The sequence below is a fragment of the Rhodococcus yunnanensis NBRC 103083 genome, from assembly GCF_001895005.1.
GTDB classification, from domain to species: domain Bacteria; phylum Actinomycetota; class Actinomycetes; order Mycobacteriales; family Mycobacteriaceae; genus Rhodococcoides; species Rhodococcoides yunnanense.
Window position 1 is genome coordinate 353,629 of sequence record NZ_BCXH01000002.1, and the last position, 14,203, is coordinate 367,831.

The following is a 14,203-nucleotide window of genomic DNA, read 5'->3' on the forward strand; positions in this document are numbered from 1 at the left end:
AGGCCCCGCAATGAACGACGGCAGCAGCACAGCGCTCGACGAGGACGCCGAACGCAGACTGTGGCGCAAGATCGGGTTCCGCATCATCCCCCTCGTGGGAATCGCGTACATAATCAGCTACATCGACCGAGCAAACCTCGGCTACATCGCCAAACCCATGACCAGCGACTTGGGCATGACCACAGCACAACTCGGGCTCGCCGCAGGACTGTTCTTCGTCGGCTACATCCTGGTCGAGGTCCCCAGCAACATGATGCTGCGACGCTTCGGTGCACGTATCTGGATCAGCCGCATCGTCATCTCGTGGGGCATCGTCACTGCCCTCACAGGAGCAGTGCACTCCGCGACCCAGTTGTACATCGCACGTGTGATCCTCGGTTTCGCCGAAGCCGGCCTCGCGGCAGGAATCCTGCTCTTCCTGACCTTTTGGTTTCCGAAGAAGCAACGCGCCTGGGCGATGTCTGCATTCTTCTTGTGCATCCCGCTCTCGAGCATCCTCGGAGCCCCGATAGCCGCTGCACTGCTGCAGTGGGGTGAAGCTCTGTTGGGGATCGCGGGATGGCGCTCGCTGTTCGTCGTCGAAGGCATTCTCACGGTCATCATTGGATTCGTGATCTTGATCTTTCTGCCCGACCGCCCGTCCAAGGCTAAATGGCTCACCCCGGAGGAGAAGTCGTACCTCGGCGAAATTTTGGAGGCCGAAGCGGCCAACCAGGTGAATCATGGTGCAATGACCGGAATGCGGGAGGCTCTGACCAACGGCCGCACGTGGGCGCTCGCCGTTGCCTTCTTCGCCATCGTGTTCGGTCTGTATCCGCTGGCCTTCTTCTTGCCGACCATGATCGAAAACCTCTCCTCCACCATCGGTTCCGCCGCGAATGTCTCGAGTGTTCTCCTCGCGGCCATACCATCGGCCGTGGCGATCGTGGTGATGGTGCTGTGGTCTCGTGTCGCGGTGCGGCGTTCGGCGGTGTTCTCCACCACCATCCCCATGGCGTTCGGTGCGGTGGGCTTGGTGGCAGCTACGTTCACCCAGAACGGCGCACTGTTCATCATCGCCGTATGTGTCAGTATCTCCGGCATCTACACCGCGATGCCGCAGTTCTGGCGCATCCCGGCTCTGTCCATGACCGGGGCCGCTGCCGCCGCCGGTATCGCACTGATCAACTCGGTCAGCAACCTCAGCGGCTTCGTCGGCCCTTACGTCACCGGTACCATCGAAACAGCCACCGGGAGCTACACCTACGCGCTGCTCACTATCGCCGCGGTGATAGTGGTCGGTATCGCCATTCTCCTGACGGTGGGACGTCGCGCCGAGGCTCTTGGCACACTCCAGGAGGACTCGGCTCTCCACGATGCGGACAGGCCATGACGAACAACGATCACAGTCCGCGAACAGCTCTGATCGTCGGCGATGTTCAAGCAGGGATCGTCAGAGAATTTCCTTTCGCTCGGCCAGTTGTTCCGATTCTCGCCGACGCGATTCCGCGAGCTCGGCGCGCAGGGATGCACATCGTGTACCTGCGTGCCGGGCTCCGCCCCAACGGCACCGACATTCACCCCAACAACACGGTGATGGGGCATTTCCACTCGATGGGAGAGGTCTTTCACGACACGTCCGACGACACCTGGATCGACAGCGCCCTCACCGTCGAACCGGGTGACTCGGTGGTTCTCAAGCGCCGAGCGAGTGGGTTCGCGGCAACGGATCTCGACCTGGTGCTGCGCAGTCAACACATCGACCGGGTCGTCGTCTGTGGGGTGGCGAGTTCGGCTGTGGTGGCCGCAACCATCTATGCAGCCGCCGATCTCGACTACCGTGTCACGGTTCTGTCCGATGCATGTGCGGACCCGGACGCAGCTGTGCATCGATTCCTGATGGAGGCGTTGTTTCCCGCACGCGGAGTGGCCGTCCTCACCGCCGAAGAGTGGCTCGGTTCGATCGACTCACCTGCTCTCTGATCAGCTGGCACACGCAATCGGTGGCCGTAGCGCGTTCCTGCGAAGCGCTACGGCCACCGATTCAGGTTGTGTCAGGGTTGTGCAACTGCACCCAGTCGTTCACGAACGATGGCATGTGCTGCCTGCCCGGCCAGAACTCCTTGTTCGTGTTGGCGCTCGAGGATTCGACTGACGGTGACCCCTACCTGCTCGACCTGCGCGCGCACCTCGTCGCGGGACTTGTTCTCGATTTCACCGGCGACCTGAATCAAGCCGCCACTGTTGGACACGAAGTCCGGAACCCAGACGATGCCGCGTTCTCGTAGCAGTTCCTCCACTGCCGGTTGTGCGAGTTGGTTGTTCGCTGCTCCGCAGATCACCGCTGCGTCCATTGTGCGCACGGTTGCGTCGGTGAGAGTGGCGCCCATCGCGCAGGGCGCATAGATGTCGATATCCGTGTCGATGACGGTGTCGGCGACCGCAACATGGGGGAAGGCAGTGCTCACCCGCTGCAGTGCGGCGGCGTTGACATCCGTCGCTGTGACAGTTGCCCCGGCCTCGGTGAGCAACGCGATGAGGTTGTACCCGACCTTGCCGGTTCCTTCGACTCCGACTCGGCGGCCGGTGAGGTCATTCGACCCCCAGACCGATTCTGCAGCAGCAACAATGGAGTAGAACACGCCCTGCGCGGTCAGGGGTGCGCTGTCTCCCGAGCCTCCAGCAGCGGGTGTACGGGCGACTACGTGCCTGGTCGTACGTCCGATGATGTCCATGTCGTCGGAGGTTGTTCCGACGTCGCCGGCGGTGATGTAGCGGCCTCCCAGCGTGTCGACGAACCGCCCGTACGCTTCCAACAACGCCGGCGTCTTGACCTGATCCGGGTCGCCGATGAGTACCGCTTTCCCTCCCCCGAGATGCAGACCTGCCGCAGCTGCCTTGTAGGTCATGCCCCGAGACAGGCGCAGCACGTCGGTCACGGCGGCCTGCTCGTCGCGATAGGGGTAGAAGCGCGTGCCGCCGAGGGCAGGACCGAGTGTCGTCGAATGAAGGGCGATGATTGCCTTGAGCCCAGTCTTCGGATCTCGGCAGAACACGACCTGCTCGTGGGGTACGTCATCGGCGAAGTCCGGTCTGTCGAAAACCCCTGGGGAAGTGTCGATGGCGGTCAGTTCTGCGGTGTCGGTTGTCATCCAGGTTCTCCCGATTTTGCGTCGAATGGGTTGTTGGTGGTGCTGGGTGGAGTCGAGGTGTTCTCGTCGCACACGCGGTCGGCGTCGTCGACATGGCAGCGAGGGGGAACAGACGTTCGGACGTCGCCGTCTGCCCTGCTAATCGAGGTCGAGTGCCGGGCCGTCTATTCCCAGCCGCTTCACTGTTGCGAGGTAGGTGGAGACGTTGCGTAGCTTGACGTCTTCGTACCCGCGGACTACTTCGGCCGCTTCAGCGAATTCGACTGCTGAAGAGTAGGTCTCGGGCGAGAGCGTTGCAGCGAATGCGAGGGCGGTTGCCTCGTAGTGCGTGCTGAGGGTCCGTTCGATTCTGCGAACTTTCGCGTAGCCGAACGGATCGAAGGGTGTGCCGCGCAGGAACCGTCCTCGCGCCAGAACTTTCAGCGCGATGTGGCTTTTCGGTCCCATCCCGATCTTCTTCTCACGGCCCAACGCTTTCAGTGCTGGTGGGTGCAGCTTGTAGGTCAACTTCTCCCCTCCCGGCACCTCGGCCGCGACGGAGGTGACGAACGCGGGGTCGGTCAGCATGCGTGCGACCTCGTACTCGTCTTTGTAGGCCATCAGCTTGTGGAGCCCGCGTGCCACGGCGTCGGTGAAGTCCGTACCGGCGCCCACTCTGCGATCGGCATCCCACACCGTCTGCATGGCGGACAGATATCGGCGCGTGACAGGCACTCCCTGGTAGGACATCAGTTGTGCTGCACGTCGTGCGACAAGATCGAGACTGGGTCCTTCGATCGTCAGATCCGCTAGCAGATGCTCGGGAACCTCGGTGTCGCTCCGCGGGTGTGCTGTCTTCGCCGTTGTCGCCTCTGCGAACAGAGCCGGTTCGGCCACGTGCGCGCGCCCCCACCGGAACGCGGCGATGTTCGCCGATACCGCGACCCCGTTGATCGTGATCGCCTCCTCGATCGACGCAGCCGGAATGGGCAGGGCGCCCGCCTGATACGCGGCACCGACCAGGAGGAAGTTGGCCGCGGCGGTGTTGCCGAACAGTGTGTCCGCTGCGGCGAGGGCGTCGAACGAGTACATCAGCGCGCACCGAGCCGCGAGCCTTCCCGTCAAGTCGCTGTCGGCGGGGTACTGCGCGGAGTGGTCGTAGACCATGTCGCCAGTGGCGGTCCTGCTCGTCGACGCGATCGTGACCGTCCGGTCGGCACTGCCGAAGCCGACGTTCTTCGAATCCGCCGCGGTGAGCAAGTCGAAGGCAAGTACACAATCGGCCGATGCCGGACTGATTCGGTTCGAGGATTCGCTGTGCGCGGATGCCAACCGCAGATGTGAGGTGACCGGTCCCGCCTTCTGACTGAGACCGGTCTGATCCAGACCTTCCACATGCAGTCCTGCACGAAGCCCGGCCATGCCGAGTACCTGGTTGACCGTCACGATCCCGGTGCCGCCGATGCCGGCGAGGAAAACGTTGTGCGTCGAGGTCAGCTCGCCCAGAATCGGCTCCGGCACGACCGGCGGCTCGGCCACAGTCTTTCGTACCGGAGTTGCGTCCTCGGGCAGTTCCACTGTGACGAACGACGGGCAATCGCCGTCCAGGCAGGAGTAGTCGGTGTTGCAGGACGTTTGATCGATCGTCGTCTTGCGCCCGAACTCGGTGTCCACCGGCTGTACCGACAGACAATTGCTCTTCACACCGCAGTCACCGCAACCCTCACACACAGCCTCGTTGATGACGACGCGAGTACGCCTGACGGGCAGGTCACCACGCTTGCGTTTGCGGCGGGCCTCTGCCGCGCATTGCTGGTCGTAGATCAACACCGTCACGCCCGGTGTGTCGCGTAACAGGCGTTGGGCGTCGTCGAGCCGATCGCGATTCCACAAGGTCACCCCGGCCGCGAGCGACGCATTCTTGTGCCGCTCCGGTTCGTCGGCGCAGATGATGATCTTCCGCACGCCCTCCGATACCAACTTGTGCGTCAACTCGGGAACCGTGAGGCCGGCCTCCGCGTCCTGCGCTCCGGTCATCGCAACAGCCGAGTTGTACAGGATCTTGTAGGTGATGTTCACACCGGCGGCGATGCATGCCTGTACCGCCAATTGACCTGAGTGGAAATAGGTTCCGTCACCGACGTTCTGAAAGATGTGATCGACGTCGGTGAACGCGGATTGACCGATCCATTGCGCACCCTCACCACCCATCTGGGTCAGGCCGGTCACCTGAGAATCCGTGCGCGAGGACATCGTCACCAGCGTGTGGCACCCGATCCCGCCTCCTGCCAGCGATCCTTCCGGCACCGCGGTCGACCGGTTGTGCGGGCATCCCGAGCAGAAGTACGGTGCCCGCTTGGCCGGGAGAACCGTCAGATCGAGAACGGGCGGAGGCGGTTTCGGAAGATCGATACGGCCGCCCAGGATTCGACGTAGCGGCCGTAGGAGTCGTGCCGCCGTGAGCTCACCGTCGGACGGGACAAGCGGGCTTCTGTCGTGGCCACGCTTGCCGACCACGTGTGGTGCGTCGGGAATTCCGTAGAGCGCCTCCTTGACCTGCGTCTCGACGAACGCGGTCTTGTCCTCGACGACCAGAACCGTCTCGACCCCTGTCGCGAGTTCGCGAATCTTACGTTCGCCCAATGGGAAAGGCATTCCGATGCGCATCACACGAATGCCCGCGGCATCGAGTGCGTCGGCGCCCAGACCGAGCTCCTCCAATGCTTGACGGACACTGTCGTACGCGGTCCCCACCGCCACGATGCCCAACCACGCCGATTCGGGCGCGACCTCGATAGTGTCGATATCGTTGGCATCGTTGAACTTTCGTACCATCTCCCACCGCGGGCCGTACATGTCGGCCTCGGCGAGAAGACTGTCCGGCGGTGAGGCGAGAATGCGCTGACGATACGTCCACGGCCGCCCTTCCCATTCCAACTCGGGAACCTCGATCGCGAAATCATGGAAATCTCGGCTCATCGTCCAGATACCGTCGGCGACGTCGGCAACGAGCTTCATCGACGACCAACATCCCGATACCCTCGACAGCGCCGCGCCGAGAAGCCCGAACGCGATCACTTCCTCTGCGTTTCTCGGGAAGAAGATCGGCATACCGAGTGCCGCCAACGACTTCTCGCTCGCAGCAGGCACACTCGACGACTTCGCCGCAGGATCGTCACCCACCAGTACCAGCGCCCCGCCGTCGGGATGCGCGCCGTACATCGTCCCGTGCCGGAGTGAATCACTCGCTCGATCCAGACCTGGGCCCTTGCCGTACCAGACACCGACGATGCCGTCGTGGGTACGCTGCCCCTTCGGCAATTCCATCTGGCTACCCCATACCGAGGTGGCAGCGAGTTCCTCGTTCATGCCCGGGACCAACCGAACCTCGTGGTGTGAACGCAGTTCCGGAATCCCTGCCAGCAGACGGTCCAACCCTGCAAGCGGACTCCCCTGGTACCCGGACACGAACGTTGCGACGTTCTTGCCTGCACGCTCGTCCCTCTCGTGCTGCTCCGCCATGTACCGGGCGATCGCCTGTACCCCGGTCATCAACACCGGTCCCGAATCCGTTCGATAGCGATCGAACAAGTCGACGACTGTCGACTGTCCGGGTGTCTGACTGACCAAAGTCATTGCAAGTCTCCATCGGTGTCGCAGCGGGTGGATCGGGTGATCGGATTGCTGCCATAACGCTGCACCTATATGATTTTCGGATCAACACAACAAGCTGCAACTGACCATTCAGTTCAGTCGGTAACCTTGATCACGTTTGGAGTTGACTGCTTTGCTCAGCATCGACCGCCTCGACATCGAGCTACTCGGTGTCCTTTCACGCAACGCGCGGACCGGAATAGTCGAATTGGCATCGACTCTGGGCGTTGCCCGCAACACGGTTCAAGCCCGCCTGAGTCGCATGATCGACGACCGCGTGCTGTCGGGATTTCGACCCGAACTCGACCTCGCCCAAGTCGGCATCGCCGTCCAAGCCTTCATGGCATTGGAACTGCAACAGGGTCGATTGCAAGCAGTCGTCGACGCTCTCACCTCCATGCCCGAGGTGTTGGAAATCCATGCCACGACAGGCCGCGAGGACCTACTCGTCAGAGTCGCCACTGCCACACAAGCAGACCTGCAGAACCTCATCCAGAACGTGGTCTCGATACCAGGAGTCTCTCACTCGAGCACCACCCTGGCTCTGACAACTCCCCTCCGATACCGAATACAACCGCTACTCGAACACCTCGGACATCAACAGGGCTGGGGACGCGCGACACCACCACCCCGCTGAGTACCACTCGTTCGCGACCGGCCACCGCACGCCGCAGGCAGACGAAGGCCGTGGTCACAGCGGGGAAAATACTTCTCAGCGGGGTCACAGCTCGCACACGGCACAGTACGTTCCATGAGGACAGTTCGTTTCGAGAATGCAGCGGCGCAGCCGGAGTCCGCGAGTAGACCCGGTGATCGAACCCAACCCGGAATACGGGCCGGTCGAGCTACTTCGAGCGATGGAACGCGCTATGAACCGCGGTGACATGTACGGGGCAGCGCCATTCCCCAGTCCCCCGGCGTCACAAGTAGCAACCTCGCCGCCCGCCGCGGTCCCGCGGTGGTGGCGCGACGCATCGGCAGCAACGTTCTGGCTGGTTCTGCTGTTCGTCACGGCGCTGTGGGTCGCCGGCGGGGGTGTCGACCAACTGTTCGGTGACGCCAGCAGCTCCCTGACATCGGCGGGCAGGTTGACCGGATTGATCGCCTCGGCACTCCTGCTCGTCCAAGTATTCTTGATGGCGCGGGTGCCGATCATCGAATCTGCGTGGGGACAGGGCGAATTGACGCGCCTGCACCGGTGGGTCGGGTTCACCTCGTTCACGCTGATGCTCGGCCACATCGGGCTGATCACGTCGGGATACGCCGCTGCCGACCTCGGCGCGGTCTGGGGCACGATCGTCGACCTCACCCTGAACTCGCCCGGCGTACTGCTCGCCATCACTGGCACCGCTGCACTGGTGTTGGTAGTGGTCACGTCCGTCCGGGCCGCCCGTCGGCGACTGCGCTACGAATCGTGGCACCTGATCCATCTCTACGGATACCTCGGCGCAGGCCTGGCTCTGCCGCACCAACTGTGGGCAGGAGAAGACTTCGTCGAATCCGCTGCAGCCACTTGGTTCTGGTGGACTCTCTACATTGCGTGCGCTGGTTCGGTTCTTCTGTGGCGCATCATGATTCCCCTGTGGCAGTCGCTGCGAAGCGGCATACGCGTCATCGACGTGCGGTACGAGCGCGCCGATACGGTCACCGTCACCGTGGGAGGTTCAGCGCTGAAACATCTGAAGGTCCGCGGTGGCCAATACTTTCAGTGGCGATTCATGGATGGCCCCGGATGGACACGAGCACAGCCGTATTCACTGTCGGCTGCACCTGACAGTGCCACCTTGCGGTTCACCGCAGCAATCGTCGGCGACGGATCCGCCCGTCTGCCGTCGTTGCGACCCGGCACCAGAGTTCTCCTCGAAGGCCCCTATGGTCGCTTGCATTCGGGCACGCGAACGGCCGACAAGACACTGTTGGTGAGCGCCGGAATCGGTGTCACACCGCTGCGCGCCCTGCTCGAATCATTGCCCCGTTCACCGGGCGACATCACCATGATTCACCGCGTCCGAACGATCGACGACGCCGTGCTGCGCGGAGAAATCGAACATCTCGCCTATCAGCGCGGAGCCGATTACCACCTCGTCGACGGCCACCGCATCCGCGACCGGGCCAGCTGGCTTCCGGAACAAGCACGCGATTGGGACGACACCAGGGCCTTGCTGTCCTATTGCCCCCACGTGGCCGAGTGCGACGTCTTCATCTGCGGACCGAAGGCCTGGGCCGAGGCCGTACGTCGAGCGGCACGGCGCGCAGGAACCCCGTCGACACGAATTCACATCGAATCCTTCGAGCTCTGAAAGACACTTCCATGCGCCGAATCACGCTGTGGCTCCTTGCCTCCCTCTCCACTCTGGTCCTTCTGTTCAGCTATCACACCTCCACTGACGGCCCCATGGCCACCAACGCCGCCGTGACCGCCGTCCAGCCTGTCGACACCGCGTCCGCAGGTCCCGGAATCGGCACCGGTGCCGATTCCGGGACCACCGCGTCGGCGGGCGCGGGAATGCCGCCGACCGCGAGCACAGACGCCACCTCTCGAACCTTCACCGGCACCGCTGCGAGCACCCGGTACGGGCCCGTCCAGGTCCAGATCACTGTCGCGAGCGGCGCGATCACCGACGCCTCTGCAGTGGACTACCCGACCAGTAACGGTCGGGATCAGCAGATCAACGCCCGCGCGGTGCCGACCCTCGAATCAGAGACCGTGGCCGCGCAGGATGCGAGCATCGACATGGTCTCGGGTGCGACCTACACCTCCGAGGGCTATGTCCAGAGCTTGCAGTCCGCTATCGACCAGGCCAACCTGTGATGCCCGACGACGCCGGTATCGGCGTGCGGGCGTTCGTCGAACAGATCATGGGGATCCCTGTATCGGTGCACATTCGCGCGCATCGGCCGGGTCGAGACGTCATAGCCACCGCAGTCGCCGCAGTGTTCGCCCGACTCTCCCGGGCCGAGGCGATTTTCAGCACGTGGCAACCCACCAGTGAGCTGATGCGCTTGCGCCGAGGCGATCTCGCCCTCGCTGACGCGGATCCGTCGATGAGGGTGGTCATGGATCTGTGCGAACGTGCAGCGTCGGTGACGGGTGGTCTGTTCACCACCGACCTCGTCGCACCGGACGGTACGCGCGGATGGGACCCGACCGGTCTGGTCAAAGGATGGGCCGTCGACGACGCCGCTGCCGTGTTGCGTACGGTCGATCGGATCGCGTTCTCGATCAATGCAGGAGGCGACATAGTCTGCGGACTGGGGCGCCTTTCGGATGCCCTGGCCAACACCTGGAACATCGGGATCGAAGACCCCGCGGACCGCAGCCGCATCTCACGAGTCCTGCCGATCACCGTCGGCGCAATCGCAACGTCGAGTGCTGCTGCCCGCGGCGCACACATCATCGATCCGAGAACCGGGGCCGGTCTCACGCACCCCGGCTCTGCCACGGTCACCGGGCCCGAACTGGTGTGGGCGGACGTGTGGGCGACCACGACATTCATCGATCCCACTGCGCTGGGTCGCAGTGATGGATTCGCCGACTACCGGTTGTGGACCATAGATCTCCCCCGGCCCGCATCGGACACTCGGCGCAGTCTCAGGTGTCGAGGATCCGCACCGAGCAGCGCATCATGAACCGCATGCCCTCGTTCCACCTGCCCCGCGTGCCTACCCCCCGATGGATCAGGTCGAGGTGGACCATTCGTCTACGGTCCGCGGTCGTCTCTACCGTCACGGTGGCACTGGCCTTGCTGGTCGGCGGTGCCGCGCTGGTCTGGTACGTCTCGACCTCCGCCTCGGCCACCGTCGACTCGGCGACACAGACCCGGCTGCAGGACATCACCGCCGCGCTTGCGCAGAGTCCGCCCGATCGAATCGATCCACTGCTCCTGGCCACCGACCAGAACATTGTCGTCGTACAGATCCTGGACGAATCCGGAGCTGTCGTCCGCGGATCGACCGGCGCACCCGACACCGCACTCACCGCTGGTCCACAGAGCAATTCCGGGCCGACCGGCACGGGCGGACCAGCTCGCGGCGGGGACCGTCGGCCCGACCGACTCGAACACGTCTCGCTGACCTCGGCCACCGTGCCCACCGGCACCGGCACCGGCACCGGCACTGTCACGATCGTGATCGGCGCGAGCGACGGTAACACCGGCGACACCATCACAACGGTGACCGTGCTCCTTGCGATTCTGGCACCGATCATCGCCGCCATCGCGGGAGCAGCCACGTATTACCTGGTTGGACGATCATTGCGTTCGATGGAGCGACTGCGACGCCGAGTGTCCGAGATCAGCGCGGCCGATCTCACCGAGCGTCTCCCCGTATCGGAGAACCGAGACGAGATAGCCGCTCTGGCCGAGACCATGAACGCGATGCTCGAACGCATCGAGACCGGACAATCAACGCAGCGTCGATTCGTCTCCGACGCATCCCACGAACTGCGCAGCCCGCTGGCCACCATCGCCGGGGTGTTGGAGCTGGGCCGGGAATCATTGGGATCGATCGATGCCGATCTGCTCGATCACACTCTGCTCCCCGAGGTGACCCGGGTCCAGAGCCTTGTCGAAGACCTGCTGGTCCTCGCACGCGCCGACGAGAACGGGATGCCGATCCGACTCGAAGACGTCGACCTCGACGACATCGCCCGAGGTGAAGCCGCGCTGGTCAGATCACAGGTACCGCACACAGTCGTCGTCCACCTTTCCCCGACCCGCGTCCACGGTGATCCAAGCGCACTGACCCGGGTACTGCGCAACCTCACCGTCAACGCCGGCCGGCATGCCAGCACCCGAATGGAGATCGAGGTCAGACACGACGCCGATACCGCCTACCTCGAGGTAGGCGACGACGGACCGGGCATTCCGGAGCACGACCGCGTCCGAGTCTTCGACCGATTCGTCCGGCTCGAGGAACACCGCAGCAGAGCACAGGGCGGTGCAGGTCTCGGCCTGTCCATCGTCGCCGAGATCGTGCAGGCTCACGGCGGGGACGTGGTCATCACCGCACGTAAGGGCGGTGGCACGCTGGTGTCGGTACGGTTACCGTTCGTCTCTACCGACTGACTGTTCAGAGCGCGACAATTCGATACCCCGCCCCGCGCACCGTCTCCACCGAGGCAACTCCGAAGGGCAGGTCGATCTTCTTCCGCAGATACCGGATATAGACCTCGACGACATTGTCGTCGCCCTCGTAGTGGGCGTCCCACACGTTCTGCAGGATCTGCATCTTGGTCAGGACCACCCCGACATTGCGGACGAGGTACTCGAGCAGTGCGAATTCCTTTGCCGTCAATCGTATTTCATCTCCACCGCGTTCGACTCTGCGCAAAGCCGGGTCCAGAGTCAATGAACCTGCGGCCAGGACTGCGGGTCGCTCGGGTGCCCCGCGGCGCACCAGGGCACGAAGCCTGGCGCGCAAGATGCGGAAGGAGAACGGCTTGGTCAGGTAGTCGTCGGCTCCGAGATCGAACGCATCGGTCTGATCGAATTCTCCGTCCTTGGCAGTCAGCATCATCACCGGCGTCCACACCTGTTTGTCCCGCATCCGGCGAAGCACCTCGTAACCGCTGTGGCCAGGCATCATGATGTCGAGGACGACAACGTCGTAGGTCTCCTCGGTCGCGCGCCACAAACCATCGACGCCATCGGTCGCAACGACCACCACGTGCCCATCTGCCTCCAAGCCACGCCGAATGGTCGCCGCAAGCAACTCCTCGTCCTCCACTACCAGAATGCGCACGAGAATCATTGTGGACCACACCAGCTGAGAGCGAGCTTGCAGACGAGCCGACGAGGGGCACACTCAGCGGGCTCTCAGCTCCCCTCGGCCGCAGTATCGACCGACAACGATGTGACAGCTCGACGAGGAGATCCTGATGAGCACCACCACCGGCCTTGCCGCTACATCTACCACGCCGTGTATCGGACCGCGATGGCGCTCACTGTGTCAGACGCAGCGCCCATCGTTCGGCGCAACTCGAGCTCCTCACTGTAGCGGCAGGCGGATCACCAAACGCGCTCCACCCAAGGGTGACTCGACGACCTGTACCGTACCCGAGTGCGCTGCAACGGTTCCCGCGACGATGGCCAGGCCGAGACCCGTGCCGCCGTCGTCGCGAGTTCTCGAGGAATCGAGCCTGACAAATCGATCGAACACGCGGCCGCGCTCGGATTCCGGAACCCCAGGACCGTCGTCATCGACCGAGATCGTGGCGTAGCCATCCGCCTGCGCCGTCGCCAAGCGAACGCGCGTCGAGGCGTACCTGATGGCATTGTCGACGATGTTGCGGACCACCCGCGCCAAAGCCTGCTGATCGCCCTTCACCCGGACAGGTTCGATCGCAGATTCCACTTCGAGGCTCGAGAGCGCCGCAACTCGTTTGGTCTCCTCGTACATGATGTCGTCCAGGTCGACGTCGACCGCGCCCTCGACCGTCCCTGTCTCGTCCGAACGAGCAAGCAGCAGAAGGTCTTCGATCAGTCTCCGCATTCGCCGCGCCTCCGGCAGCAGAGAGTCGTCGATCAACGCTTCGTCGAGCAGATCCGGCCTCGACGCTGCGAGTTCGAGTGCGGTGGTGATCGTCGAAAGGGGACTTCGAAGTTCGTGCGACGCGTCGCTGACAAATCGTTGCTGCGCGCGTTGTCCCGCTTCCACACGGCCCAGCATCTCGTTCATCGTCACTGCAAGCCGCGCGATCTCGTCCCGAGTCTCGGGGACCGGAAGTCGTTCGTCCAACTGACTGTTGGAGATGGACGCCACGCGCGAGCGGATGCGTTCGACCGGGCTCAGAGCCGCGCCCACGAGCTTGTACGTGGCGAACGCAACGAGAGCGATGACGATGGGGCCGACGATCGCGAGCAACACCGCAACTGTCGACACGACGTTCTCGACGGGCTCCCGGTCGGCACCGACCACTACGGTGACCGGGCCGCTCGGTGAGTTCGCGCCCATCCCCGTCACCCAGAAATCGCCAGCTTCCAGTTCGACGCGTCCCAGGTCGGCTGTCGTCGACGGCTCCAGCTGTCTCGTCGACAACGGCACCTTCGGATCGCCCTGAGAAGTGGCCACGACGCCACCCGAGGAATCGATCACCTGAACCGATCCGATCTGCCCGTCGGTCGAGAGCAGCGATTCATCGATCTGCGACGGTGACTTCGATTCGAGCTGTTCTGCGACCTGCGTTGCGCGGGCGGCCGCCGCAGTACGTGCGGACGTTTCCAGCGAGTTGTACAGGACCCCGAGCAGTGCCCCACCCGCGGCGATCAAGCACACCGCCACGACCAGGGTCGACGCAACAGCCGACCGGACTCGCACGGTCCACGTATGCGGCCTGAGGCGATCGAAGTTCACACGCATCGCCCCAGTCTGATGCGTCCGGTCTCCTGCCGCCGATGATCTTCAGCGCTTCTTCAGGAACGCTCTGCAGCAGTCCGCGG

11 protein-coding genes are annotated in these 14,203 nt (G+C 63.6%); 7 read left to right on the forward strand and 4 right to left on the reverse strand.

Annotated elements, in window-relative coordinates:
* Positions 1 to 10 precede the first annotated feature (10 nt).
* Positions 11 to 1,372 (forward strand): MFS transporter, encoded by a 1,362-nt coding sequence (locus RY1_RS05965; RefSeq protein ID WP_072802588.1) that lies wholly within the window; start codon positions 11 to 13, stop codon positions 1,370 to 1,372.
* Entirely contained in the window at positions 1,369 to 1,962 is a 594-nt protein-coding gene (locus tag RY1_RS05970) for a cysteine hydrolase family protein (RefSeq protein WP_072802589.1), read from the forward strand. Before RY1_RS05965 ends, RY1_RS05970 begins: the two co-directional genes overlap by 4 nt.
* A gap of 71 nt (positions 1,963 to 2,033) precedes the next feature.
* On the opposite strand, the gene RY1_RS05975 is transcribed toward RY1_RS05970, so the two are convergent.
* Together RY1_RS05975 and RY1_RS05980 are read right to left on the reverse strand one after the other, a co-directional pair.
* Positions 2,034 to 3,131: a Glu/Leu/Phe/Val family dehydrogenase gene (locus RY1_RS05975; protein WP_072802590.1), complete on the reverse strand. Its 1,098-nt coding sequence runs from the start codon at positions 3,129 to 3,131 to the stop codon at positions 2,034 to 2,036.
* Between the two features lie 138 nt (positions 3,132 to 3,269).
* Entirely contained in the window at positions 3,270 to 6,746 is a 3,477-nt protein-coding gene (locus RY1_RS05980) for an indolepyruvate ferredoxin oxidoreductase family protein (protein ID WP_072802591.1), read from the reverse strand.
* 151 nt (positions 6,747 to 6,897) lie between these two features.
* Here RY1_RS05980 and RY1_RS05985 point away from each other — a divergent pair, with 151 nt between their 5' ends.
* The 5 genes from RY1_RS05985 to RY1_RS06005 all read left to right on the forward strand — a co-directional run bounded on the left by RY1_RS05985 (position 6,898) and on the right by RY1_RS06005 (position 11,830).
* Complete coding sequence (locus tag RY1_RS05985; RefSeq protein WP_072802713.1) at positions 6,898 to 7,401, forward strand: Lrp/AsnC family transcriptional regulator; 504 nt, start codon at positions 6,898 to 6,900, stop codon at positions 7,399 to 7,401.
* A gap of 172 nt (positions 7,402 to 7,573) precedes the next feature.
* Positions 7,574 to 9,064: a ferredoxin reductase family protein gene (locus RY1_RS05990; RefSeq protein ID WP_245819505.1), complete on the forward strand. Its 1,491-nt coding sequence runs from the start codon at positions 7,574 to 7,576 to the stop codon at positions 9,062 to 9,064.
* An 11-nt stretch (positions 9,065 to 9,075) separates the two neighbouring features.
* Positions 9,076 to 9,576 (forward strand): FMN-binding protein, encoded by a 501-nt coding sequence (locus RY1_RS30825; protein WP_072802592.1) that lies wholly within the window; start codon positions 9,076 to 9,078, stop codon positions 9,574 to 9,576.
* Positions 9,576 to 10,394 (forward strand): FAD:protein FMN transferase, encoded by an 819-nt coding sequence (locus RY1_RS06000; protein WP_072802593.1) that lies wholly within the window; start codon positions 9,576 to 9,578, stop codon positions 10,392 to 10,394. The genes RY1_RS30825 and RY1_RS06000 overlap by 1 nt, the downstream gene beginning before the upstream one ends.
* A gap of 5 nt (positions 10,395 to 10,399) precedes the next feature.
* The gene (locus RY1_RS06005; RefSeq protein WP_072802715.1) at positions 10,400 to 11,830 is read left to right on the forward strand and encodes a HAMP domain-containing sensor histidine kinase; all 1,431 of its coding nucleotides are present in this window, start codon (positions 10,400 to 10,402) and stop codon (positions 11,828 to 11,830) included.
* 4 nt (positions 11,831 to 11,834) lie between these two features.
* Here the strand turns inward: RY1_RS06005 and RY1_RS06010 are convergent, their stop codons facing one another.
* Positions 11,835 to 12,506 (reverse strand): response regulator transcription factor, encoded by a 672-nt coding sequence (locus tag RY1_RS06010; protein ID WP_084727216.1) that lies wholly within the window; start codon positions 12,504 to 12,506, stop codon positions 11,835 to 11,837.
* Between the two features lie 246 nt (positions 12,507 to 12,752).
* Positions 12,753 to 14,123, reverse strand: coding sequence for a sensor histidine kinase (locus RY1_RS06015; protein WP_072802594.1), 1,371 nt, complete (start codon positions 14,121 to 14,123; stop codon positions 12,753 to 12,755).
* Between the last annotated feature and the right edge of the window lie 80 nt (positions 14,124 to 14,203).